Source organism: Desulfovibrio sp. (genome assembly GCA_016208105.1).
In the GTDB taxonomy this organism is placed as follows: Bacteria; Desulfobacterota; Desulfovibrionia; order Desulfovibrionales; family Desulfovibrionaceae; genus Fundidesulfovibrio.
Genome location: JACQYS010000001.1, coordinates 81,905 through 107,229 on the forward strand (window position 1 = coordinate 81,905; position 25,325 = coordinate 107,229).

At 58.6% G+C, this 25,325-nt stretch carries 19 protein-coding genes and 2 pseudogenes; 16 read left to right on the forward strand and 5 right to left on the reverse strand.

The window, feature by feature from the left end; translation table 11 throughout:
- Positions 1-211 precede the first annotated feature (211 nt).
- The 4 genes and pseudogenes from HY795_00410 to HY795_00425 all read right to left on the reverse strand — a co-directional run bounded on the left by HY795_00410 (position 212) and on the right by HY795_00425 (position 3,367).
- Positions 212-1,123, reverse strand: a pseudogene (locus HY795_00410) (relaxase/mobilization nuclease domain-containing protein).
- Positions 1,114-1,496, reverse strand: a pseudogene (gene mobC, locus HY795_00415) (plasmid mobilization relaxosome protein MobC). The pseudogenes HY795_00410 and mobC overlap by 10 nt, the downstream one beginning before the upstream one ends.
- Before the next feature lie 195 nt (positions 1,497-1,691).
- Positions 1,692-3,083 (reverse strand): DUF3987 domain-containing protein, encoded by a 1,392-nt coding sequence (locus tag HY795_00420; protein ID MBI4803679.1) that lies wholly within the window; start codon positions 3,081-3,083, stop codon positions 1,692-1,694.
- The gene (locus HY795_00425) at positions 3,080-3,367 is read right to left on the reverse strand and encodes a transcriptional regulator (protein ID MBI4803680.1); all 288 of its coding nucleotides are present in this window, start codon (positions 3,365-3,367) and stop codon (positions 3,080-3,082) included. The genes HY795_00420 and HY795_00425 overlap by 4 nt, the downstream gene beginning before the upstream one ends.
- A 1,027-nt stretch (positions 3,368-4,394) precedes the next feature.
- Between HY795_00425 and HY795_00430 the strand changes: the two genes are divergently transcribed.
- From HY795_00430 to HY795_00455, 6 genes are read left to right on the forward strand one after another with little or no spacing between them, the layout of a single operon-like run.
- Positions 4,395-5,426 (forward strand): substrate-binding domain-containing protein, encoded by a 1,032-nt coding sequence (locus HY795_00430; protein ID MBI4803681.1) that lies wholly within the window; start codon positions 4,395-4,397, stop codon positions 5,424-5,426.
- An 11-nt stretch (positions 5,427-5,437) separates the two neighbouring features.
- The gene (locus HY795_00435; GenBank protein MBI4803682.1) at positions 5,438-6,952 is read left to right on the forward strand and encodes an ATP-binding cassette domain-containing protein; all 1,515 of its coding nucleotides are present in this window, start codon (positions 5,438-5,440) and stop codon (positions 6,950-6,952) included.
- A 16-nt stretch (positions 6,953-6,968) separates the two neighbouring features.
- On the forward strand, positions 6,969-8,114 hold the full coding sequence (locus tag HY795_00440) for a sugar ABC transporter permease (GenBank protein MBI4803683.1): 1,146 nt from the start codon (positions 6,969-6,971) through the stop codon (positions 8,112-8,114).
- A 15-nt stretch (positions 8,115-8,129) separates the two neighbouring features.
- Entirely contained in the window at positions 8,130-9,440 is a 1,311-nt protein-coding gene (locus tag HY795_00445) for a DegT/DnrJ/EryC1/StrS family aminotransferase (protein ID MBI4803684.1), read from the forward strand.
- A 17-nt stretch (positions 9,441-9,457) separates the two neighbouring features.
- Positions 9,458-10,609 (forward strand): Gfo/Idh/MocA family oxidoreductase, encoded by a 1,152-nt coding sequence (locus HY795_00450; GenBank protein ID MBI4803685.1) that lies wholly within the window; start codon positions 9,458-9,460, stop codon positions 10,607-10,609.
- Positions 10,602-12,056, forward strand: coding sequence for a sugar porter family MFS transporter (locus HY795_00455; protein MBI4803686.1), 1,455 nt, complete (start codon positions 10,602-10,604; stop codon positions 12,054-12,056). The genes HY795_00450 and HY795_00455 overlap by 8 nt, the downstream gene beginning before the upstream one ends.
- Before the next feature lie 77 nt (positions 12,057-12,133).
- Here HY795_00455 and HY795_00460 read toward each other — a convergent pair whose 3' ends face one another.
- On the reverse strand, positions 12,134-13,285 hold the full coding sequence (locus HY795_00460) for a hypothetical protein (GenBank protein ID MBI4803687.1): 1,152 nt from the start codon (positions 13,283-13,285) through the stop codon (positions 12,134-12,136).
- 577 nt (positions 13,286-13,862) lie between these two features.
- On the opposite strand from HY795_00460, the gene HY795_00465 reads away from it, so the two are divergent.
- The 10 genes from HY795_00465 to HY795_00510 all read left to right on the forward strand — a co-directional run bounded on the left by HY795_00465 (position 13,863) and on the right by HY795_00510 (position 25,322).
- A complete protein-coding gene (locus tag HY795_00465; protein MBI4803688.1) occupies positions 13,863-14,978 on the forward strand; it encodes a HAMP domain-containing histidine kinase in 1,116 nt (371 codons plus the stop codon).
- A gap of 712 nt (positions 14,979-15,690) precedes the next feature.
- Positions 15,691-17,574, forward strand: a complete 1,884-nt coding sequence (locus tag HY795_00470; protein MBI4803689.1) for a response regulator — start codon at positions 15,691-15,693, stop codon at positions 17,572-17,574.
- A 286-nt stretch (positions 17,575-17,860) separates the two neighbouring features.
- Positions 17,861-19,543 (forward strand): protein kinase, encoded by a 1,683-nt coding sequence (locus HY795_00475; protein ID MBI4803690.1) that lies wholly within the window; start codon positions 17,861-17,863, stop codon positions 19,541-19,543.
- Positions 19,525-20,055 carry a hypothetical protein gene (locus HY795_00480; protein ID MBI4803691.1) on the forward strand — a complete coding sequence of 177 codons (531 nt, stop codon included), beginning with the start codon at positions 19,525-19,527 and terminating at the stop codon, positions 20,053-20,055. Before HY795_00475 ends, HY795_00480 begins: the two co-directional genes overlap by 19 nt.
- 566 nt (positions 20,056-20,621) lie before the next feature.
- Complete coding sequence (locus HY795_00485) at positions 20,622-20,783, forward strand: Flp family type IVb pilin (protein ID MBI4803692.1); 162 nt, start codon at positions 20,622-20,624, stop codon at positions 20,781-20,783.
- A 7-nt stretch (positions 20,784-20,790) separates the two neighbouring features.
- A complete protein-coding gene (locus HY795_00490; protein MBI4803693.1) occupies positions 20,791-21,243 on the forward strand; it encodes a hypothetical protein in 453 nt (150 codons plus the stop codon).
- Complete coding sequence (locus HY795_00495; protein MBI4803694.1) at positions 21,240-22,571, forward strand: Tad domain-containing protein; 1,332 nt, start codon at positions 21,240-21,242, stop codon at positions 22,569-22,571. Before HY795_00490 ends, HY795_00495 begins: the two co-directional genes overlap by 4 nt.
- Positions 22,572-22,636: 65 nt before the next feature.
- Positions 22,637-22,972, forward strand: a complete 336-nt coding sequence (locus tag HY795_00500; GenBank protein MBI4803695.1) for a hypothetical protein — start codon at positions 22,637-22,639, stop codon at positions 22,970-22,972.
- 3 nt (positions 22,973-22,975) lie between these two features.
- A complete protein-coding gene (cpaB, locus tag HY795_00505) occupies positions 22,976-23,836 on the forward strand; it encodes a Flp pilus assembly protein CpaB (GenBank protein MBI4803696.1) in 861 nt (286 codons plus the stop codon).
- Positions 23,837-23,879: 43 nt separating this feature from the next.
- Positions 23,880-25,322 (forward strand): pilus assembly protein N-terminal domain-containing protein, encoded by a 1,443-nt coding sequence (locus HY795_00510; protein MBI4803697.1) that lies wholly within the window; start codon positions 23,880-23,882, stop codon positions 25,320-25,322.
- Positions 25,323-25,325: the final 3 nt, after the last annotated feature.

The window sequence follows — 25,325 nt, forward strand, 5'->3', positions numbered from 1 at the left end:
CAGGCCTGCCTTGTCTTCCCGCAAGTCCTGAATCTCGCTCTGCAAGGCCGTCGCCTTGCTCTGGAGCATGTTCAGCAGACCCCATCCGCCAGAGGCGACGCCCATCAGAAGGGCCAAGCCCAAGAGCAGGGCTTGCAGCCACTTCCTGCCGAAGGCCAAGCTTAGGGTCTGGCAGCCCGAGGCTATGCTCGCCTCCAATCGTCCAAGCGCGTCCTGGATAGCGGCTTCGGTTGTACTGAGCGCGTCGGTCGATGATTGCCGCAAGTTCTCGCTCAAGGCGTCGAACTGTTGCCGGGTCAGGGCTTCGAGTTCCTGTCGATCCTGCTCGGCCTTGGCCCTCAAGCGCTCCGCCAGGGATGTCAGCGAGTTGCCAGTGTTCGGCATATATTCCTCCCTTGAGCCGGAGCTTCTCGCCGCTCGCGGGGTCTTTGACGGTGATGTATTCCTTGCCAGCCCTGCTGATTTCCAGGTCCGCTTCTTTCAAGATCGTGAGGACGTCAGCCCGATTCGCGACCTGTCCCTCCTCGATCTTCATGACCAGGTAAGCGTGGACAGCGTCCTTGGCTTCGGCGCGTGGGTCCTTGCCGGGCGTTTTGCCCCAGCGGATCAGGCGAGCCTTGCTCAAGTCCGCGTGTTCTGGCGTGCGAAGGCGGGCTCGAGCTGGATCGTCCGGCCTGGCCCAGCCTTCACGATGATTGTGCAGATCGCGGAACACATCGAAGTGTTTCTGCCAACCAGGTGGGCAGGGGTTGAATGCCTTGCCGCTCGACAGCTCCACGCGCGGGATGACGAAGTGCAGCTCATGGTGACGCGCATGGCTATGCCGCACCCAGAGCACGTTCCGCTGGTCCGGCTCCAGTTCGGCGAAGGCCACGGCCTCGAAGTCGTCCATGACGCGCTTTTCCTGCTCGGGCGTCACGCGTTCGTCCGGATGCCAGGACAACACCCCCGCCGTGAACTTCCACTTGGTGTCCAGGGAATCGATCAGCGCCCGCGTCAGCTCCGGATTGCCGCGCAGCACCTCGGGCGGATGCTTGTCCCGGTCCGGGTAGTCCGAGCGCACAAGATAGTGCGTCGGCCCATCGCCCCCACCTTGGCCGTGCGGGAAGACTTTCATGTACATGGCGTCTCCGAAGAGGGTTTTACTCCAAAGGGAGAGAAGAGGCTTGCCGACCATTGCCTTCCGCGCCCGAGTAGCACTTGAGCGCCCTCTCGATGCTGAGGAGGGCGGCCAGCACCCGGAGTGCCTCTGCCCGGCTTTTGTACGTATTGACCCACCGGGCCAGCTGATTCAGGTTGGCCCCGATCCGGGCAAGCTGGCGAATGTGCTCTTTCTCCAGCGGCGTCTGGCGAAGGCGGTAGTCCATGGCGCGCTGGCGGATGAAGTCCGTCACGGTCTGCCCTTGGGCTTTCGCCTTGGCCGTGATCGTATCCTTCTCCGTGGGGGCGACGCGCAGCTTGATCCAGGCCGTGCGGCTCTCTGTTCTCTCTTTCATGGCGTCAACTGCATTCCGGCCTTTCGCCTCTGGCAGGGTTCGAAGGGCGGCACGCCCTCGCCAGCCCCGGCAGGGGGCACCGCGCCAGCGTGTGCCCACAACGGGTAGGCTGGCTCTCCGCGATACCGCCGATGAGCCCGGGCACGCTTGGACAACTCCACCCGGGCGAAACAAGCGAAAAAAGCGAAATAAGTCTCATGCGCCGCTACCGCTTTGATCGCTTTCTTCGCTTTTTTCGCTTAATTCGCGTAGCGTGATGATGATCCGTGGACGGCCTCCGTTCTTCTGTTTCGTGACGCTGATGCGCTGTTGGGCCTCCAGTTGTTGCAGAAGCGGCTGGAGACGTTCGCGGGACACATGCCTGCTCAAGACCGCGCTGAGTTCGGTCGCCGAGAGGGGACCGCCCTTCAGGGCCTCCAGGACCTTCTCCTCCAGCGGATCGATTGCTCGTTCCCCGAAGATGTACAGGGCGGATTCCTGGGCGTAGCGCCACATGGCGAGGGCTGCGCGGAGATGAGCGTCCGCCACTTGTCCCTGGCCGTCCAACAGGGCGTAGACGAGCGCCAGACGGAGCGTTTGAGCCTCGGCGCGGTTGATGATGCTCCCGGCCAGCCCCATGTGTTCCTGGGAGAGTTCCGGGTACATCATTTCCCAAAGCTCAAGGGCCTTGCCGGTCATGGTCATGGTGCCGCATTTCTGAGCCAGGCCCACCAGACGCCAGAGTTCGCGCTGCAAGGGTGCAAGCTCCTGGTCCGGCATCCGGGACGGCAAAGCCACCAACTTGGAACGCCGGGCGCATATCCAGAGGAACCGGTTGCCGAAGCCGTTCACGGCCTGCACCTCGCCCAGGCACACGGCAAGTTCCTGCATGGTGATGTGGGTGATAATGCTGATGTGCGCTCCCCGCACCACCACGGGGTTGTTCTTGGTAAGCGGCGCATAGTCGCCGGAATCCCAGAAGCAACGGATGCCCATGGACAGCGTGTTGCCCTCGCGCTTGGTGCAGGCCAGGCCGCTGGCAAACTCCTCGTCCATGATGACGAGCCGCTTGTCGCCAGCCTCCCGGATGGGCTCGGTTGGGTTCTGACGCTGTCGCCGGTCGCGTTCATCATCGCTTTCGTCGCGCACATGGTTGGCCAACCCTTCGCCTGTGGAAAGCGGGCCGCCGCTCTCCCGGGCGGGGGAAGGCACTCCCCATGTTTTCAGGTCGGCAGGCTGGCAGTGCTCCCGCCCAAACAGTTTGGTGACCGGATGGCGTGAGGTTCCCTTGCGTGCTTTGCTGGAATTCCCGCAGATCACGGCGAAGAGTCGCGGGGGGTGGATGGTCTCGCCTACATAGATGTGTGGGCCTTGGTTGGTCGTGTGGCCGTAGATTTCCGCGCCGAAGCGCACCAACGTGGTGATGCACACCGCCGCCGGATCAGCTTCGCTGTCCCGTGTCGCCAGTCGCACGAATTCGCCCAGAATGCCCGGGCAGGCGTCAAACGAAAACCGGGGCCATTCCTTGAGGTTGAGGCCGACCGATTCATCCGGGGGTGTTTCCTGACGCGAACAAGGAAGCGAGCGCACAGCGGGCCTGCCGCTCATCTCCCACCCCTGGCCCTCTGTTCCGTTTTTGTCGGCCTGCCGCGACGCCTGACAGGGGGCACAGAGTGACCTCTTTCGGCGTTCGCCTTGATGTCGGCCTGGGCGGCCTTGGCATCGATCCACGCATCAACGGCTTCCACCAGCCAAGCCAAGCGGCGTCCCAACTTCATGGGAGGAGGAACAGCGTCATACTGCTTTCGGGCGAGATGCCCATGGACCGCTGCGATGCTTTTCCCCAGGATGGTGGACAGCTCTTCGATGTTGTAAAAACGTTGGGTGACCATGGATACTCCTCATTTGTTGTGAAGCGAATGAATGAGGAGGCATAAACGCACGTCGTTTAATTTTGTCAAGTCGCGGAAATAATTTCCGATCCAACATGTGCTAGTATAATTCAGCATGGATCAACGTGGTCCAATATTATTCAGCTCGTAGCACCATGTCCCAATATAACTCCATGTGGACTCGTTGCATCGTATCGAATTGCCTGAGTGTTTCACAACACGGCAACTGGGCTCGAAAAAAGTGAGAAATAATGGTCGGCGAAGATGGCATTAAATCCGGCAGCTTTGCTTGCCAGGCTCATCTGCCCGGAGGTAAGGAGGGGTTTCGGGAAGCAGGTCTCGGGGATGCGGATGCTATCGCCCAGGGAGTTCATCCGCTTGTCAGCAACTGCGGGGTGTCCGGTTTATCGGGGTAACTCCAGTGGAAGCTTTGCAGGGGGCGCGTCTCATCCGGTAAATCGGCCCATGGCGGACGGTCAGATTGAAGCGTTTTTTTGCTCCAAATTTGCTCCACTCGGACTGAAAAACCGTGATTTTTCGTGAAAACTCATGAACACTCAACCACCTGATAATACTTGATTGTTTATGGTAAGTATTGGATAAGATTGAACGATTTCAGCAACTTAAAATCCCTTGATCCGAAAGGGCCGCTCCGGTTCGAGTTTGGCCTCGGGCACCAACTCTAGTTATCGCGGCTGATTAGAATCCACTCCTAATGACCTTGCTTCGGTGAGGACTTCAGGAGGAGCGGAAGTTCTTAATATTTTCTCTTTAATTTCAGGGCAATGCATGATGAACGCAAAGTGATGTGGGAGGGATCTCTATAGCCAAAAACCAGTGGTCTCTTGAGCTGAATACAGTCCCGGCGTTCACTGATGCGAGATCCTCTAGCGCGACAAATACCACAGGGTATGTGGAATTTGTTTTACTTTCCTGGATGTTGTGGTATCTAGAGACAACAGTCTTAAAACCCGCCGGGAAAGACTTGCTCGCGGCGAACAGGAACTTTCATTTGCCTGGGGGCTCGATGAACCCGCTCGCCTTGTTCAAGTTCGCTCTTCTCTTCCTGGCGCTCATCCTGTCCGCCTGTACTCCCGACAGACACAACGACGGCAAGCTCATCATCGGCGTTTCCATCCCCACGCAACGCGAAGAACGCTGGGTGCGCGACGTTCAGGTGCTCAAGGCCGAGGCCAAGGCCCATTCGGCAGAGCTGCTCCTCCAAATCTCCGACAATGACGCCAACCGCCAGCTCGCCCAGTGCGAGAACCTGCTGGCCCAGAACATCGACGTCCTGATCCTCGCCCCGCATGATGCCTCCGCTGCTTCGATCATTGTGGAAAAGGCCCACCGGGTGGGCGTCAAGGTCATCTCCTACGACAGGCTCATCAGTCACTCCGATGTTGACCTCTACATCTCCTTCGACAACGTCAAGGTTGGCGAAATCCAGGGCGCATACCTCACGAACCTTGTACCCAAGGGTGTGTATGCAGTGCTGGCTGGCGCTCCGACCGACAACAACGCCAAGCTCTTCCACCAGGGAGCTCTGAATGTCTTGAAGCCTTTGGTGGATAAGGGCGACGTGAAGATCGCCATGGACCAGGCGGTCAAGGACTGGCAACCCGTAGAGGCCATGAAGCTCATTGAGGACACGCTCACCGCCAACAAAAATAGAATCGACGCGGTGCTCGCGCCCAACGACGGAACCGCGGGCGGTGCGATCCAGGCACTCGCCCAACAGGGGTTGGCCGGTAAGATCCCTGTCACCGGCCAGGACGCAGAGGCCTCGGCGGCAAAGCGGATCATTGAAGGCACCCAGGCCATGACCGTCTTCAAGGACACACGCGAACTCGCCAAAGCCGCAATTCAAGCAGCAGCGGATTTCGAAGCAGGCAAAGATCCCGGAGCCACTTCGTCGGTGGATAACGGCCGGATCAAAGTCCCGTCCTTTCTCATGACGCCTATTGCGGTCGATAAGACCAACATCGACCGCGTGTTGGTGCAAAGCGGTTATCTGCCGCGCGAAGCCGTCTACGGCAAAAACGCCCAAATCCCTTAAGCGAGGCGGCCATGGACGACATGATTCTGGAGATGGAAAACATCGGCATGGTCTTTCCCGGCGTGCGCGCCCTCGACAACGTGACCTTTGGCGTGCGCCGGGGAGAAATCCATGCCCTTGTCGGCGAGAATGGCGCAGGCAAGTCCACGCTCATGAAGATCTTAAGCGGCGTTTACCCGGCCGGGAGCTATGAGGGGGAGGTCCGCATCGACGGAAATACCTGCCACTTCACGGGTATCAGGGAAGCAGAGAAGGCTGGTGTGGCCATCATTCACCAGGAACTTGCCCAGGTCAAAATGCTCTCGGTCATGGAGAACATCCTCCTGGGCAACGAGATTGCGCGGCTGGGCGTGATCGATTGGGACCAATCGCTTGCCAGGGTGGAAAGCGCGCTCAGTCGCGTGGAGCTCGACGTTCCCCCTGATCGGGAGATCAAACACCTGGGCGTGGGCGAACAGCAGCTTGTGGAGATCGCCAAGGCATTTACGAAAAACGCCCGTATCCTGATTCTGGACGAACCCACCGCAGCCCTGTCCGATACGGAGGCTCAACGTTTGTTGGCCATATTGACCGGACTTAAGGACGAAGGCGTGACCTGCATCTACATTTCGCACAGACTGGAGGAGGTATTGGCCATAGCCGACCGAACCACGGTGCTGCGAGACGGGAAAACCGTAGGTACGTATGAAAGGCAGGAACTAACCAAAGACAGCCTCATCGCCAGGATGGTCGGGCGGGAGATGACGGACCTCTACCCTCGCAGGCAACCTGCGATCGGCGAGCCGTGCCTTACGCTTGAAGACTGGGAGGTCGTGGACGAAGGCTCGGGACGAAGCCTTCACGATATGGGCTTCACCTTGCACCAGGGCGAAGTGCTGGGGCTTGCCGGTCTGGTAGGCGCGGGCCGGAGTGAGCTTGTCATGAGCCTTTTCAACTGCTGGGGGAAAAAACTCCGCGGCAAAGTTGTTTTGCTGGGGCGCAGCCTTGAGATCACTTCTCCCCAGGACGCTATCAGTGCAGGCATCTGCCTCGCCTCCGAAGACCGTAAACGCTACGGCCTTATTATTTCGAGCGACGTTCGCACCAACACCACGCTCTCAGCGCTGGACAAAGTATCCCACCATGGCCTGATCGATTTTGATGAAGAGATCGGCCAGGCCGAAAAGTACGTTCGGGAACTCACGATAAAGACGCCTTCTATCGAGCAGATCGTCGGCAACTTAAGCGGCGGCAACCAGCAAAAGGTTGTTTTGGCCAAATGTCTGATGACCGGTCCCTCGGCCGTCATTCTCGACGAGCCAACCCGGGGCGTGGACGTTGGAGCGAAATACGAAATCTACACCATCATCAACGAGCTGGCCGCGAAAGGTGTCGGCGTGCTGGTCATCTCTTCGGACCTGCCCGAGCTGCTTGGGATCTGCGACCGCATCCTGGTGATGCACGAAGGTCGCTTCACCGGCGATGTACCCATCCAGGAGGCCACACAGGAAAACATCATGGCCTGTGCCGTGGGAATGAACCTTTGAAGGGGAGCATAACGGCATGAACCACAGCGCAGCGTCATCGGTACAGGGCCTTCAGGGCAATTTGCGGAAATACACCATGTTTATCGCGCTCGCCGCGATCTGGATCATCTTCAGCCTTGCCACTGAAGGTATTTTCATCGCGCCGCGAAATCTTTCGAATCTCTTCCTCCAGACAGTGGTCACGGCCATCGTCGCTTCGGGCATGACGCTCATCATCGTCACCGGCAACATCGATCTGTCGGTCGGCTCGGTGGCGGGCTTCGCCGGTGCGATAGCCGCAGTGCTGCAGGTGAAGTACGGGATGCCAACCGCCGGCGCCTGGCTCGCGGCACTTGCCGCAGGCTTGCTGATCGGCGCCTGGCACGGCTTCTGGGTGGCATGCAAGGGGGTGCCATCGTTTATCGTGACGCTTGCGTCGATGATGGTCTTTCGCGGGGCGATCCTGGGCATAACAGGCGGGGCTACGGTGAGCCCCCTCTCCGAGAGCTTCAAGGCGGTGGGAGTAAATTATTTTCCTCCTGCCGCCAGCGCCATACTCGCTGGCGTGCTCATTGTGCTCTTCCTGGTAATGTCTTTGCGTCTTCGCGCTTTTAAGGCGAAAAAAGGCCTCTCGGTCGCCCCCCCGGGAATAGCGGCACTCAAAATTCTCAGCATTGTCGCGGCCATGGTCGCCTTTTTCGGTATCCTTATCTTCAACCAGGGAATCCCCTATGCCGTGCTGCTGCTCATAGGGCTGGTCTTCGCGCTCGGATTCCTCGCCCGCGACACAGTGTTTGGAAGGCGCCTCTACGCTATCGGCGGCAATTCCGAAGCAGCCAGACTCTCGGGAATAAACATCCGTTCCAACCTCATGGCGCTGTTCATGCTCTTCGGGGCCCTGGTAGCCCTTGCGGGCCTGGTCATGACCGCGCGAATCAATGCCGCTACGGTTTCGGCAGGCGTGAACATGGAGCTCGACGCCATCGCTGCCTGCGTCATCGGCGGCACGAGCCTCATGGGCGGAGCGGGCACGATCATCGGCTCAGTCATTGGCGCACTTATCATGGCCAGCCTCGACAACGGCATGAGCCTCATGAACCTGGATATCACCTATCAATACATCATCAAGGGACTCATCCTGCTTATTGCGGTCTGGATCGACATCGCCACCCGCAAACAATAACCAAGAGGGGAACTCATGGACGACAAGAACGCTTTTGGCCCACTCGCTCTGGAAGGTGGCAAGCCCGTGCGTACGCTCCCGTTGCCCTGGGAACTGCCCGGTTCGCACTATATCGGGCAGGAAGAACTCGACATGCTGCGCCAAGTGGTCGAGTCGAGGAGTCCCTTCCGCTACTATGGTCCGGATTTGCGGCACATGGTCGACCATCTGGAAGACGCCTTTCGTTCCCGCTACGGGAGGGCCCATGCCTTGGGCGTGAACAGCGGCACTGCCGCGCTCCATATAGCCCTGGCCGCAATCGGCGTCGGTCCTGGCGACGAGGTGCTCGTGCCCGGCTACATGTGGGTGAGCTGCTTAAGCGCAGTGGTCCGGCTGGGAGCTATCCCCAGGCTGGTCGACATCGACGACACTTTCTGCATGTGCCCGGATGACCTGAAGAAAAAGATCGGGCCCCGGTCCAAAGCGATCATGTGCGTACACATGTCCGGTGCCCCCGGGCATATAGACCAGATCTCGGAAATCGCCCGGGGCGCCGGGATTGCCCTGCTGGAGGACTGCGCCCAGGCCAACGGCTCGAGTTTGAAGGGCAAGCGCGTGGGTACCTTCGGTGATATCGCGATCATGAGTTTTCAACTCAACAAGAACATGACCGCGGGCGAAGGCGGCATGATCGTGTGCGACGACGAGGGCCTCTACAACCGTGCCTTTGCGGTCCACGACCTGGGCTATGCCCGGGACGCCTCCGGCAGGCTCGATGTGAAGAACGAAGCCTGCCAGCTCTGGGGAATAGGCAGCCGCATGAGCGAGATCACCGGTGCATTCGCCCTGGCCCAGGAAAAAAAGCTCGACCGGATCACGGGGGCCATGCGCAGCGCCAAATGGAAGATCCGCCGGGCGCTCGAAGGAACGCCGGGCCTTGCCTTCCGGAGGATTCTCGATCCGGAAGGAGACTCCGGGCCGTTTCTCATCACCATGCATCCGAGCGCCGAATACTGCCAACGCTTTAGCACGGTGCTGAAGGCCGAGGGCATCAAGGGCCAACCAGGCGGGCTGGCGTTTCTCCCCATGGAGGAGTGGGGCCTGCACTGGCATTTCAACAACCAGAGCCTGGTCAGGAAAACGAGCCTCCAGGCGGGGGGATTCCCCTGGTCGCATCCGGCCAACGCATTTGCCGCAGAGTACAGTTACGGGCGCGGCACTCTCCCCCGCTGCGACGACCTGTGCGCGCGTTCGAGCCTGCTGACCGTGGCCTCCTGTTTGAGCGAACAGGACATCGACGACATCATCACGGCCTTCAAAAAAGTCGCGGCCCATCTCGCGGCGTAAGCCAAGGTGAACCACCCATGAGAACAATCACCTGCGGCATTATTGGTCTTGGATTCATCGGGCCCGCTCACATCGATGCGCTGGTACGCACCGAAGGAGTGCGAATCGCGGCCCTGGCAGACGTCAACGAGGACAACGCCCGTGCGGTCGCCGATCGGTTCTCTATCCCCAAGGTCCATTCCGACTACCGGGAGCTGTTGAAGGATGAATCGATCGAGGTCGTGCATAACTGTACGCCCAACCATCTTCACTTTCCGATCAACATGGCGATCATCGCCGCAAACAAACACGTGGTCGGCGAAAAGCCTTTGGCGATTTCCGGGGACGAAGCCCGGCAACTGGTCGTAGCGGCTGAGCGAGCCGGCATAGTAAACGCCGTATGCTACGTGTACCGGTATTTTCCCATGGTGCAGCAGGCAGCGGCTCTGGTGCGTAAAAACGACATGGGGCGCATATTTGCCGTGCACGGGACCTACCTTCAGGACTGGCTGCTCTACGAAACCGACTGGAACTGGCGGCTTGATCCCTCGGCCGCGGGCCAGAGCCGCGCGGTCGCGGACATCGGCACGCATTGCATGGACCTGGCCCGGTTCGTGATGGGCAAACGAATCACCCGGGTTATGGCCGATCTGTTCACTGTTCATTCTCAACGCAAGAAGCCTCTCGCCCAGCACGATACCTTCTCAGGCACGCTCTCCGCCGAACCCGCCTGTACCGACGTGGATATTAAAACCGAGGACCAAGCCCACATTTTGACCGAATTTGAAGACGGAGCGCGGGGAATATTTTGCATTTCCCAAGTGGCGGCGGGCAGGAAAAACCACCTCTCACTCGAGGTTTGGGGGTCAAAGAAGAGCCTGTGGTGGGACCAGGAACGGCCGAACGAGCTGTACCTGGGGTGTCGCAACGAGGCCAACCAGCTGCTCATGAAGGACCCGCAGCTCCTCGAACCCGAGGCTCGCGAATACGCTCACTACCCCGGGGGGCACACTGAAGGCTACCCCACGTGCATGCGGAACCTCTTCCGCAACATCTACCGACGGGTGCGCGAGCCGGACCGGCCTGTTGATTTCGCGACATTCAGGGACGGCTGCGAGATCGATCTTTTGGTGGAAGCGATCCTTAGGAGCTGCTCATCGAAGCAGTGGGAAACGGTACACCTTGTCTGAAAACGAAGGCCATCCCATAGGCTCGATCCATAAGATCGACAGTGTCCCGGCGGTCACGCGCGCAACGTTCGTGATCGCCTGGACCGCCCTGTGGGGCAGTCTGCTAGTGGGCTACAACACGGGCATCATGGCCGGGGCGCTCGAGTTCATCGCCGGGGAGTTCCCAATCTCAACGCTCGAAAAAAGCGTGGTGGTCACGGCCATTCTGGTCGGCGGTTTCCTCGGCGGACTCTTGTGTGGCCTTGTGGCCGAGCGTTTCGGTCAGCGGCCGGTGCTTCTGGCCACGGCACTCGTGTACACCACGAGCGCCGTGGCCTGCGCATTCGCTGACAGCATAGCGACGCTCATTGTCTGGCGGTTCGTCATGGGGTTCGCGGTGGGCGCCTCGACCATGGTCCTGCCTGAATACGTTGCTGAAACATCCCCGGCGCGATGGAGAGGGGTATTGGTCTCGATTACACCGCTGGCCATCACCTCGGGGTTTCTCTTGGCGTATCTCGCGGATTATTCCCTGGCCGCGCAGGGGGATTGGCGCGGAATGCTCGGATCGGGGGTGATCCCCGGCACGCTTATGCTCTTAGGCCTCACGCTTGCTCCGGAGAGTCCGGACTGGCTCCTGTGCAAGGGCCGTATTGAAAAAGCCCGGGCCGCCTATCTGGCCGTACACGGCGTTCCATGGCCCCGGGAGGCCATGGAGTCGGCAAGCTGCGGGAACGAGCAAAGCGTGACCTGGTCCGATGTGGCGGTCAAACCGGTGAGAAGCGTGCTCATTGTGGGTGCCGGGCTCTTCTTGTTGCAGAACTTAAGCGGCATCGACGCGATTCTTTATTATGCGCCTGAAATCTTCAGGGCTGCCGGATTCGCCTCGGTCGAGGGCAGGCTTCTCTCCACCGTGGGCCTGGGCGCAGTCAACGTCCTGGCCACGGTGGCCTCGGCCTTGTGTATTGACCGATGGGGAAGGAGGCCGCTGCTGCTCTGGGGCTTGGCGGTAATGACCGTGGGCATGGGCCTTTTTGCCGCAAGCCACGTCTCATCTCATGATTCAGTGTTACTGCAACGGGTGCAGGTGGCGGCTTTGTCGGCCTTTATCGGGGCGTTCGCCTTCGGAATGGGAGCGGTGCCATACATATTGGCTTCGGAGATATTTCCCCTAAGGGTCCGGAGCCGGTCCATCGGGCTGTGTTCGGCGGCGGCCTGGGGCATCAATATCGTGGTGATCTTGGGATTCTTGCCGCTGGTCGAGCTTTCAAGTCCGGAGGCCGTGTTCGGGTTTTTCACCGTGGTCAATCTGTTTGCGTTTTTCTTTTGCCTTTATTTAGTCCCGGAAACCAAGGGGCGCTCGCTCGAGTCCATCGAGAAGAATTTGATCGCGGGTGTGCGAACCCGCGACCTGGGACAGGTCATTGAATATGAAGGTGGGTCTGGGAAAGACCGCTCTACGCCCTGACGAACTGAGGTGGCAGAAGCGGTCCTTGCCAGTGACGAAGGGGGCGGGTTAGCCTTCTGCGAGTACCCCCTAGAATCCTACCGGTTGACCGGTAAAGTCAGGATAGGGACCGCAGCCGTCACATTTCCTGATTGCAGTGAAAGCAGCACGGAGATGAAACCAAATGTGCGTTTCGAATTGAAATCATTATCTTTTATATAATACCACGTGTTGCGGTGTCTGACCGTTTGCAAGGCTCCTGTGGGTGGCACATTGGAGTTCTCCACCACGATGAAGTGTTCCGGATCGTTATATGCCTCGTCTATTCCGAAGGACCGGACGATTCCTTTGTCCAGGTCCGATTTCGGCACCTTGACCCCCCTGTCGAGATAGACCAGCACGCCAATGAAGTTTCTGAACGACACCGGGAGGATAACCCCGTCGTTCTTTTGAATGCTCGTCTTAGGCAGTCCCAGGGATTCGCTGAGAAAAACCTGGGCGAAGATGGCTCCGTCCTGCAGCCTGCTCCGTTCCAGCTTGGCGCCAAGAAGCTTTTCAAGCGTGTCCGCCTCCTCCGCGCTGGCAAACCTGAACTGCATGGTCAAACTGATGGGATTTTCCTTGTTGGGCTCCTGGTAGAGGAGGGCGAAATCACCGCGAAGCGAGATCTTGTTCACCAGCTCGACGAATTGCAGGAAGTCCCTCCTTTGAGCCAGAGCGGTCGCATCGGTCATCTGGTAGTGATCTGGATTATGGAGGCTTCCGATGCGACGGACCATGAGGTTCAGGAGCATGGGCATTTCCCAACCGGCCCGGTGCAGGAACCAGAATCGGCTGGGACTGATGTCGGCCAGCAGCTGTGAGACGAATTTCTCACCAAGCAGAGGGGAGTAGGTGATCGTGGGGTTCTCGGCGATGCTTCCTCTTACGGACGGAATCAGCTTGGTCATGGGGTACTGAACGTATGGTTCAGCCCCCTGGCTGAATTCTCCCCCCCCTCCTAGCGAGGCGGAGTAGCTAAAAGAGGACGAGATGGAACTCACCTGCATGAAGTAGGGGGATTCCGAATATTTGATACGCACGAGGTTGAGCAGCAATTCCTCGCTGTCGCTATTCTGGATGCTTTTGTTGTAATCGATTCTATTGCCCTTGAGCTGGGCCGGTCCCAAGGAACAGGCTGTCGCAATCAGGCAGGATGATATGGTCAGCAGGATGCTTCTCACAGAAGTGCGGACTGAAGTTGTCTGCATGGTGTGTTCCTCGGTAGTGATTGCTGTTCCTTGTGTGTCTACAGAATCCCAGTGGTTATGATGTAATGTCCCAGTTTGGATGCTTGTTTTGCGTGGTACAAATCGATTCATTGTATCGGCATTATTAACACTTTAGACGAACTTTCCCGAACGAATTTGCGGATGCCCGAGGGGCAGATTCCCTGCAGTGGCGCTTCATGTGTTACCCAGAGAATTGGTTGGGAGAAGAGTCCCGTCTGGGTGTTTTCTGAAGAATAATCGTATTCAAGGGGGGAATTATGTCAAAAATTGCCATGGAGCATGTTATTCCGTGTGAAAAGATTTCTCTTGAACAGGCTGTTACTATTAATAAAAGCACAAACTGCCCTGCTGGTCCACTGAAAAGATTGATGTCGTTCGAGTAACGAGTAGGATGTTTAAGGCTTCATTAAAACAGGTAACACGATTTACACTGATCCTCCAGTGAGCCTTCTCGCGAGTGTACATGTTACGAATCAGGAGCGTGCCCATGAACGACCCTCTCCTTATTTCCCGGTTGGAATTCTTTCGTAACGAAGTCGGCCTGGACAGTTCGAAGTTGGAGGCCCTGCGCCCTTATGCCGCGAAGCTGGCAGAGCGCGCACCCAAAGCGGGTAAATATTTGGAAGCTCTCTTCCGAAGAATTGCTCCGCGCACCCACATGGAACTCTCCTTGGACTTTTTTAAGGGCACGGTAAAATCCTTCTGGAAACGGTGGTACCAATCCCTGTGGAGCAGAGACTGGGATACGCTCTTCCTGGACGAATTGTGGCAGCAGGGTTTTGATTCAGCCGTTATGGGAATCGACCTTCAATACATGATGCTGGGTGAAATCAAGTGCCGTCAATTCTTCTTGCGAACCATATGGGACTGTGTCCCCCCGGAGCAACGCCCTCTTGTGGCCTCGTCTGTGAATACCCTTCTGGATCTGTGCATGTTGATACGGGCAAAAGGTCATGCCGCATACACAGCTCGTGTCGCCGCACCTGTGCAGCAGGGGCTCTTTCACCAGACTCGCAATCCCCTTACCGTAATCGGTTCTGCTGCCAAGCACCTCATCCGCAAAGGTGATGCTGATGCACAAGAGATGGGCCAGATCATACTGGAAGAAGCTTTGCGTCTTGAGCGCATGACACGCGACATCTCCAGGCTCAATGCCGTGGAGTTGGCCGAGCCTGAATTCAAACCCTTAGCAATACGGTTGTTTCTGGAGCAAACCATCGAAAGCCTCAGGTCTTGCCCTGCTTGGTTAGAGGGGGGCGAAGTCAGTTACTCCCTGGACCCGGCATATCCAGAAGTCGAAACCGACTCCTTTCTGGCAGGGGAACTGTTCAGGGAGGTGTTGATCAATGCTCTCGAGGCTTTGCCTCAGGGAGGCCCCAGCATTGTAATCGGAAGCAATGTGGATCCGAAAAATCCCTCGCACTTGAATGTGACCATCTTTGGAGGGGGTGAACTGCCAGAAGATCAAAAGACTGAAGAACTCTTCCTGCCTTTCAACTCTTCAAAGCCACATGGAACCGGTTTCGGATTGCCAATCGCCAAGGCGGCGGCCAGAAAGTGTCTTGGGCGGATATCCCTGTCCCAGGCGGATCGGGGAGTGTTCTGCACGGTCAAGCTGCCTCTCAAAGGGCGAGTAGATGGTTCGGGTCTATTGACCCAGAAGGATTTTTAATGCCGGGCCGTGTGGGTAACTTGAAGTACGAAATTGTCTGATTATCGAGGTCATCTAATGTTTGGCGGGGGCCTTTTGCCTGCTTGTAACCTCTTGTGGAAGGCTGAGTTAAGTATTCTCTTTGGTTTTCCATACAAGCTTGCCGATGTTTTAATGCGGATGGCGTATTGTGCCTGCTTCCGCGAAGAGGCGAGTTGGCAAACATAGCGCGGGGTGTTTTTCCTGGAGTTCAGCTCCGGCCCTTTTTTATTTGCAACCACGGGAATTCACTGCTCCGCGACGCGCACAGAGGGAGTGGAGACCAAATACACGCGTTTAGGACGGCGTTTTTTTCTCAAATTGTGCTCCGCCGCGTGTGCGCACCAGAAATGCCGTACGCGCTTGAGTTCTTTGTGCCCTGGACCCCACCAGGGAAAGGCGTAGGGTGATTAAAAAGCATTGTAGCTTCAGTTAAAGGGGTCGAGTCGGACCTCCCCGTGCTTCGAGCAGCATTTGAAGAACGTTGTCGAGGTATTCCGGTCCTTGACCAGAATGCTTCCGATTACTAACATTCTTCAGCGAAACTGTCTTTCCAGCTGACACCATCGGGATCTGTTGGAGAGGGTTGGCGGCGAAGCGCTTTTCAGGGAGCCAGGTCGCCCTGGAAACAGCAGGTGGACGAGAGCCAGCCGCGCGACGCGGAGTTTGTACCGGGTCAGGCAAGGAGTATTCATTGATCCGTTCATTCCCTTATTCATCCCTGTGGTTCAGGGTCGCCCTGCCGGTGGTGGCCGTGGCACTCGCGGCTTTGCTCAGGGGATGGGTCATGGAGGACCTCGGCGCCCGGTTCCCGTTCGTTACGTTCTTTTACGCCATGATGGTGTCGGCATTCATCGGAGGAGGGTTCTCGGGGCTTTTGGCCACAGTGCTTTCGGTGGTTGCCGTGGCCGTTATGCTTCCCTCTGATGAACTGCTCGCTTCCAGCCCCGTAGCATGGTTCAGGATGGCAATCTTCGTTTTGACGGGAGCAGCTTTCTCCTGGCTTTCCGAGGTGTTGCAGAAGGCTCATCGCGAAGCTGCCGAGGCCAAGGCGCTGCGTAAGGACATAGCCGAGCGCAAGCGCATCGAAGAAAGCCTGCGTCTGGCCAACGAGCAGGTCCAGGCCGCGAGCAAAGCCAAAAGCACCTTTCTGGCCAACATAAGCCACGAGATACGAACCCCCCTTTCCGCCATCCTGGGGCTGACCGAACTGTGCCGGCGCGGACGCGACCCGGAAAAGATCGCGGCCAACCTGGGGATGATTGAGGATTCAGCCAAGCTGCTGCTGGCCATAGTGGGCGACGTGCTGGATCTCTCCAGGATCGAAGCCGGCAAACTGGTGTTGGAGACCCGGGCCTTCGAGCTGCCCCAAGTGATCGAAAAAACCCTCGATGCCCATCGCCTGACCATGAAACGCAAGGACATCGGCCAGAAGCTCGAGGTCTCGAGCGACACGCCGCGCCTGCTCCTGGGTGATCCGGTCAGGCTGGGGCAGGTGCTCGGGAACTTGGTGGGCAATGCGGTCAAGTTTACGGACACCGGAACCATCTTCGTGTCCGTGTCGGTTTCAGGTTGGCCGGAGTCCGGTCAGGTGGAACTCCATTTCCAGGTGGCGGACACGGGCATCGGCATTGAACCCCAGATGCTGGACGCCATATTCGACAGCTTTCGCCAGGCCGATTCTTCATTCTCCAAAATGCATCAGGGTGCCGGACTCGGGCTGGCCATCTGCCGGGAGCTGACGGGGCTCATGGGGGGGCGCGTCTGGGCGGAGAGCGAACCGGGTATGGGCAGCACGTTTCATTTCACCGTTCGTTTCGGCCTGTGCGAAAAGGACGAATGCGCTGGTGTTGCCGCCGAGGTTGCCGGGGCTGAGCGCGCCGGCCCCGCTCATGTTCTGGTTGTCGAGGACAATCCTTTCAATCTCCATGTGTTTGAAGGCTTTCTGGCGGACATGGGCCACCAGGTGACAACGTCGACCAACGGTCGCCAGGCCCTCGATTTGTTGCGTTCCAAACACTTCGACTTGGTGCTTATGGATGTGCAGATGCCTGAGATGGACGGAGTGGAGGCTGTACAAAGGCTTCGCCGGGGCGAGTGTGGGGAGGCAGCCAGAACTCTGCCAGTGATAGCGCTGACGGCTTACGCCATGGCAGGTGACCGGGAGCGTTTTATTCAGGCGGGGATGACAGATTATCTGTCCAAGCCAGTGAGCCTGGAGCGACTGCGGGAAGCGGTTGCCCGTTACGCCGCGGTGCCGGAAACACAAAAAGGCACTCTCGATTCTTTGCTCCCGGAAGCCGTGGCCTATCTTACAGACAGGCTGTCTCAGGCCAGGGCCCTGCTTGATGCAGGAGACTATTCCGGAGCGGCCATAGCCGGACACGACATCAAAGGAGCGGCCATGGGCTTGGCTCTGGCCCCTTTACTTGCTCCGGCAGCGGCGTTCGAGGGTTCCTGCCGGGCTGGCGATGCGGCCTTGGCCGCGAAGCATGCGGGTGAGATCGAAACTGCTCTCAATGTCGTCCAGGCGGGGGTGGCTTCATCCGGCTCGCCCCTGGATGTGGTGCCTGGCTGATAACCGGGAGAGCCACACGATCTGTATTTGCAAACGCTGGTCTCCGGGTGATCCACCTTCCCCCCGTACTCTTTTTGCCAATTCGCATGCCGTGAGTCTTTCTTCCCGGGCCGATCTTTCACGTCCCCGCCGATTGTCAGGAAAATGTCAGGAGTCTCCTGTATCTTTACAAGGATTGGGTGGCATGCCCAGGCGTGGTTCCGCCTTGGCGCCGTGCCATCCGGTTGCTGTTGCTTTCCATAAGGTTTTTGATAATTAGAAAGTACTTACGGCTTTTGGAGGGAGTGTGACTGAAGCCATCCAGCACTACGACATCATCGACAAGATCGGTGAAGGCGGTATGGGGATGGTTTACAAGGCCGTGCACCGCACCCTCGAACGTCCCGTCGCCATCAAGCGTCTCGCCGCTCATCTGGCCAAGAACCAGAACATGCTTGAGCGCTTCCTCAAGGAAGCCAAACTTCAGGCCAAGTTAAGCCACGCCAATGTCGTCAACATCTTCGACTTCCTGGAATGGGAGGGCGAAGTCTATCTGGTAATGGAATACGTCTGCGGCCAGTCGGTAAAGGACATGCTCCAGGCCAATGGACGGCTTTCCATCCAAGAAGCTCTCCACATCGCCGCGGGAGTCCTGTCAGGGCTGGCCTTCATGCACAAAAACGGCATTGTGCACCGCGACATTAAGCCGAGCAACATCATCGTCTCCGAATCCGGGCAGGTGAAGGTTACCGACTTCGGCATCGCCCGGCTGGTCGAGGACGATTCCGGCCTGACCCGCTTCGGCGCTGGCGTAGGCACACTTCAGTACATGGCCCCGGAGCTGCTCAAGTCCGGCGAGGTCAGCTTCAGCGTGGACATCTACAGCATGGGCGTCACGCTCTACGAGATGCTTTCCGGAACGGCCCCGTTCACTGGCGTTACCGATCTGGAGATAATGCTTGGCCATATAGAAAAGACTCCGCCGCCTTTGGATCTCCCCGAGGACGAGGCCGGCTTGGCATGCCGGGAAATGGTGCTCAAGGCACTTGCCAAGACACCTGGCGAACGCTTTGCCAGCGCGGAGGCTTTTCTGGCCGAGATCAAGCGGATCAGCAGGTTCTTCGCACCTGACCAGGCCGATGCGTATCCCATGGATTCCGGTCGGACACAGGTGCCCACCGAAAACACCGTGAAGGTCTCCACCCCGGGGGCGGAGAGTCCCGTCAATTTGGATACAGGGAAGGCCGCCACCATGATGGGAGAGGCTCCCCTGCCGCAGATCCCGTCCGGAGCCCCCCCGGTGAGAAGAAAGGCGATGTTGGCAGCAATGGCCGCTGTGCTCGTGCTGGGCGTGGGGGGATACTTCCTGCTGGCCAGGCAGGAGGCCCCAAAGGGCTTGCCTGCCCAGAGTGCTCCAGCACCGGCTCCTCTGCTTGCCCCGGCTCCAACACCCGCGCCTGTGCCACAGGCTGGGACGCCCGTTTCTCCCCCCGACGCGCCTGCCACTGCGCCAGGCACTTCGGCTGCACCAACTGAGCTCGCTTCCGGGCCCGTATCCGCCGCACAACCCCAGGAACCGGTCAAGACTGAAACAGCGCCTTCCGCACCAGTCTCCCCGGAGTCCGCAGCCAAGCCCGAACCGGCCCCCCCGTCCTCAAAGGCGCAGGAACAACCCCCTGTCGCCAGCCAACCGGCCGGAGAGCCCAGTATTCTTTATACCCAGGCCAAGGGTGTCCGGCTGAGGGAGACCCCGGACAATTCGGGAAACATCCTGGCTACCCTTGACGTGAACACAAAGCTGGACGTGATCGAAATCCAGAAAGACTGGGTGAAGGTGACTGCTCCCCAGGGCCTGACGGGTTACGTCTCAACAGGCCAGCTGGCTTCCCAACAGGCACAGCCCCCTGCGTCGGCCGCGCCGCGCACGCCCGGCAAGACACCGAAAAAATCAGTACCAGGAGGCGACACGGGATGGCGTATTATCAAATAGCGATTCTGGCCCTGCTGCTCTGCCTTACCCCCGCGTGCGTCAAGAAGGCCCCGGAACTGGCACCAGAGCCGCCCGCAAAGCCTGCTCCGGGCCCCAAGCTTCTGCTCGAGTATGAAGCATTGTCCAGGGAGCTCCAGTGCGACAATCTGAAGCTGCCCATGCTCGCACTTGAGGCAAATACATTAAATCCGGAACGGGTCGCTCCAGGTGGTGAAGTGCACCATCGGTTCATCTACGCCTTCTGTCCTGCGTCGGGCGGCGGATCAGAGAAGGGTGTTCTGACCCGCAAGCTGAGCCTTAAGGGCAAAACTGTTTTTCTCGACCAGGATAAAGATTTCATCCTGACGCCTGGCCGTTCGGCAGTGGACGCCTTTTTCCTGGTTCCGGAAACCGCGCCGCCAGGCACGTACGTTTTGGAGTTGGACTTCAAAGAACCAGCCAAGGGCCAGCGCGGATCCAAACCCCCGTCCTTTAACGTCAAGGAAACTCTGTTCATCGGCACTGAGGAGTGAACGTTCTCGTGGACTCGGGTTTCCCAGGTGTGAGGGGTGTTCCTGCCTCGAAAGCCTTTCAGCCGGCGGTCGTTTTTTTTCGGTAACAACGATTTTTATGTTTCGTGTGTCTGGTTGTAAGGAAAATGTCAGAGGTGGTTTGCTAAGATAAGACTCACCGCGTGTGTTCGATGGTGCCGGGGGGTGTTATGCATTCAATAGCGAGGAGTTCTTCCTCCAACTCTCCGAATAGATTTCATTTATTCAGCTTCGGGCTGGCGCCCTGGAGCGCTCCACTGACCCAGATCGTACGGGCAGAGTCCGGAGCTGTGACTGTTGAATACGCTTTGTGCATGCTCCTTGCGGCCGCCATATTCATGGGGGTGGAGACCGAGATATTTCGACCAATGGCTAGGGAGATATTGAAAGATTTCATGGGGTTCATTGCCCCCGCATATCCCTGAGACGTCCAACCCACGGAGTTCGCGGACATGTTAAAGATCGGAAACGCAATCTCTCATCTGCACTGTCGGGCCAGCAATCTCCAGCACGATGTGAAAAAACGTCTGCGCGAGTTGAACCTGCGCATGAAAGGCGAAGACGGAGCCACAACCGTCGAATACGCCTTGCTCATCGCTGTCATCGTGATCGGCATCATTGCCGCGGCCACCTACATGTTCGACCCCCTCAAGGAATTTTTCCAGGAGGTCGTGAAAAAAGTGAAGGATACCGCAGGGCTTAAGAAGTAGCCACAGTATGGCGTGGTTTCAAGCCATGTCCTTTCCGCGCGGCTTCGTCCGCCGGGCAGGGGCGTGTCCGCCGGGAGATGGGGAGCGCGGGGTGGTGACCGTGGAGTTCGCCTTCGCCCTGATGTTCATCTTCCTGGTGTTCACAGCCTACATCAATCTCTCGGAGATCTTCCTGGCCCACGAGCGGCTACGCTACGCCACGAATGTGGCCTCCCGGGCTCACTCGGTGGGTGGGTCCGCGAGCAATGCGGCCTCCAAGATCGACAAGGGCTACGAGCTGAAGACCCAGGGAAAGGCCGGTGGGGACAAGGGCGGCGAGGGAAGCGTCTCCATGTCCAAGAAGATCGATCTGCCCGAGGCGATAGGCAAGCTGTGGGGGGAAAAGAACGGCTTCACCATTTACCATAAGGTGAAGACGTACATGGAGCCCAAGCATTCCGGGGACAACAAGGTGAAATGATGAACAGCGCGGGCATAAAAAGACCGGCCAAAGGCCAGGAGGGGTCCATCACGGTGATGGTGGCCCTTATGCTGCCCACGCTGGCTCTTATGATCATGCTCGTCTTGGACATCGGCCAGCTCATCTTCGAGAGGGTTCGGCTCCAGAACGTGGCCGACGCCTGCGCCTATTCGGCGGCCACGGTCCAGGCCGCTGGTTTGAACGAGATCGCGGACCTGAACTATTCGGCCGAGACAGAATACTTCAAGCTCCTGGGCATCTACATCAAGTCATTCATGTCGCCCTTCAAGCAGGAGCAGGACGGCAAGAACGCCGCCAAGTTCTACGAGGATGTCTTCAAGTATATCAAACAGTACCAGGACAATGCCAACAAGGAATACGCCCGCAAGGCCATTGAGGTGGCCAAGAGCGTCAAGAAGGCCAACCTGGACGACATCGGCGTCAAGAACGTCACCATAAAATCAATCAATCCAAAGACCAGCGAGAGCCAGCCGGGCAAGCTCATGGAGTACGAGCGCAAGAGGGGTTACTACGTCTTCCTGTACTGGACTGACGCGGAGTGCCCCGTTTGTCCCGTGCCGGCCAAAATATGGGTAGACGCCAAGGCCATGCCGGCCGAATACGAAGGCGCCCATGACGGCACGATCCCCATAGTGATAGACCGCTTTCTTCCCCTGCCCTCAGTCGGGAGCTTTGAGTACAAGATAAAAAAGAAGGACAACCCGCTCACCTATTCGGCCTTCGAACTCAAGCACCCCCCCCACGACCTGATCTTGGCTCCTTCAGTCTTCGGGCGCACCGAGACCCTGCACGCCGTGGCTGCGGCAATGCCCACCGGCGGTTCAGTGGGGTCCATGCCCGCGGCCGACGCCGCGATCGCCCTGGCCGGGTGGATGAGCTCCTGGTTGATGCCTTCGGGCCTCTCCATGACAGGCACGTTCTCCAAGGCCGTCAGTTTCGCCGAAGATGTTGCCGGGTTGCAGAAGAAGCTGGATGAGCTGGAGATGCTGAAGAAAAAATTCCCTTTCAATAGCGGTATCAATTCGGAGGAAGCCAAGATCAAGCAGTTGCTGAACAGGATGCTCGCCCCAACGGGGATGGACGCCAATACCTTTCTGAAAACGTTTGGCGTGCTCACGGATCTGGTCAACACGATCGGGAGCGGTGACACAAGTTCCATCCTCAAGATTTTCGGCATCGACACGGGTTCCGTGGGGGGCTGGGTTCCCCTGGGTGGCTGGCCCCACTACACACCCGTGATGGTGCGCCTGGGCGACCTGAAAAACCCCAAACCCAAACTCGACAACCTCTCCAAGGTGCTCCATTGAGGCTTTTAAAGCGCGACGGGGCCGCCAGAACGTCCCGGCACAGTAACAAAGAGAGCGGCGCGGCCATGATCGAAGCGGCCTTCATGCTCTTTTTCCTCTCGTTTTTTCTTATGTTCCTCGTCTACGGCTACACGCTCTATGAAAGCATGAGCAGCACCCTGGAGGACCTGCGCTACCAGTGGCGGGACAAGTCCGAACAGGTGGCTGATGGCAAGTTCCAGGCCGTGAAGAAGGAGAAGAACGCAATCATGCAGGTCTCCGGGGTCATCGGGGACAAGCTCACCGAAAACCCCGTGCAGGTTCCCCTGTTCCTGAAAGGCTACGCTGGGACATACACCGGTACCGGAAAGAATAAATTCGCCAAACACGGCACGTCAGACCGAACCATAAAAACAGAGTAGGTCATGAGCAGAGCAAGACTTATCCTCATCTCCCTGGGAGTGGCGCTTTTTGCGCTGATGCTGGTTTATTCCTACGTGTACAAGAAGGAGAAGGAGATCCTCTCCCTGGGAACCCCGGTCAAGGTGTTGGCTGCCGCCAAGGACATCCCGGAGGGAACGGTCCTGGACGAGACCATGCTCGAGACCGTGGAAGTACCCAAACAGTTCCTGCAGCCCGGTGCGGTGCGCGAACTGGCAGAAGCCGCGGACCGGGTGTCCGACGTGCCCCTGCTCAAGGGGACCCAGGTGCTCGAATCCATGCTTCGTTCCTCCAGGGAGGAGGGAGTGGCCCGGCGGGTTCCGCCGGAAAAGCGGGCCTTCAGCATCGCGGTGAACGAGGTCTCGGCTGTGGCCGGGCTCATCTCCCCGGGCGACCAGGTTGACGTGCTGCTCACGGCCAACACCGGCTCGATGCAACAGGGACGGGCCGTTGCCGAAGGGACCATCACCCGTGTGCTCCTGCAGAATGTTCTGGTTTTGGCGGTGAACCAGGTGTCCAGCACCAGGGGCATCCAGCGCGCCGCTTCGCGCCAGAAGGGCGAAGGCAACCTGGTGGGGCAGGCCCCAAGTTCCAGTCAGACCACCCAGGGCATCCGCACCCTTACCCTGGCCCTTTCACCGGAAGACACCCAGAAGGCCGCCCTGGCCCAGGAGATCGGCTCTCTCTCCGTGGCGCTACGCAGCAGCTGGCAAAAGGGCGAATCCGCAACGCAGCCTTCCAACATGACGGCCCAGAACGTGCTCGGTACCGAAAAGACCGTGGTGCCCAGAGCACGCCCGGCCTGGACCGAGTTCCGGGGAACCGAGGAATACCAGCTCCGTTAGGCGCTTCACGCGTTCAAACCCAGACCAGAAGGGAAATCCGGTTATGAAACAGGCTTACGTATCAACACTTCGTGCATGGATCGCCGCCCTCATGCTCCTGTTCTGTCTGCCCGGCTCGGTCCTGGCGCAGGACGCGGCCAGTTTGGAGATCGTCAACGGGCAGAGCACGGTGCTCAAACTCGATTTCACCGTGGACAAGGTCGCCGTGGGCGACCCCGAGGTGCTGGGAGTTGCCCGCTCGGGTGATCGCGAGATGCTCGTGAACGCCAAGAAACCGGGCGTAAGCAACATCCTGGTTCTGGGAACCTCTGGCGAGAAGCGCGAATATTCGGTGCGGGTATACTCGGGAGCCACGGCCGAGAGCATAGCCGCTCTCAAGGACCTGCTCGCGGGGTACGAGGGCCTGCGCGTACGCCAGCTGGGCCCGAAGATCGTGGTAGAAGGGGACGTTTTCACCTCCGACCACTTCGACCGGGTGAACAAGCTCCTGGCCAGCATGCCCGAGGTGATCAACCAGGTAAGCATGAGCCCGGTGATGAAGCGGATCATAAGCGAGCAGATCGGCAAGGAAATCGACAGGCCGGGCGTGAAGGTCAAGGCCGTCAAGGATTCCTTCATGCTTGATGGACTCGTGGTTTCGACCGAGGAGTCAGAACGGGCGCAGAAGATCGCGTCGCTCTATTCCAAGAACGTTGTCAACGCCCTACGCGTCTCGGGCGACGCCCCCCAGATATACAGTCAGCCGCGCATGATCGAAGTGACCATGAACATCATGGAAGTATCCAAATCCGCTCTGCGCGATCTGGGTATTCACTGGAACCCCCTTGGCTCCAAGTCCGAGGCCACCGGGACCCAGTCCAGCGACAAGGGCTGGTTCTCGTCGCTTTCGGGCACCATCACGGACCTTTTCCCCAAGATGCGCCGCATACAGGACGAGGGCAAGGGCCGCTCGCTCATGAACCAGGCCGTCATCACCAAGCAGGGCGGCCAGGCCAAGTTCTTCGCGGGCACCGAGATTCCCATCTCCATCGCCCAAAGCCTGGGGACAATGTCCGTGGAGTACAAGAAGGTGGGCATGACCCTCCAGGTCTCCCCCATCATCGACCAAGCCAAGAACATCGACACCTCCATTCAGGTTGAGTCCAGCGCCGTTACCGGAACCGGCTCCGGCGGGGCGCCCATCGTGAGCACCAACAACCTGGCCACCGCCCTGAACGTGGCCAGCGGGGCCAGCATCGCCCTGGGCGGTCTTATCGGGCAGCGCGAACTGGAGCTGATGTCCCAGTCTCCTCCGGACAAGGGATTGAGCCTTCTCCAGCTCAACGCCCGCAAGGAGGCCAGCACGGACACCACCGAGGTCATCGTCTTCGTGACCTCGCGCATCCTGGACTCCCCAAGCCAGGCCGCCGAGAACATCGACGCCAAGGTGAACCAGTCCTTCAAGAAACGCGACCTGGAAGCGCTTCGGGACAAGGCCAAGAAGTAACCA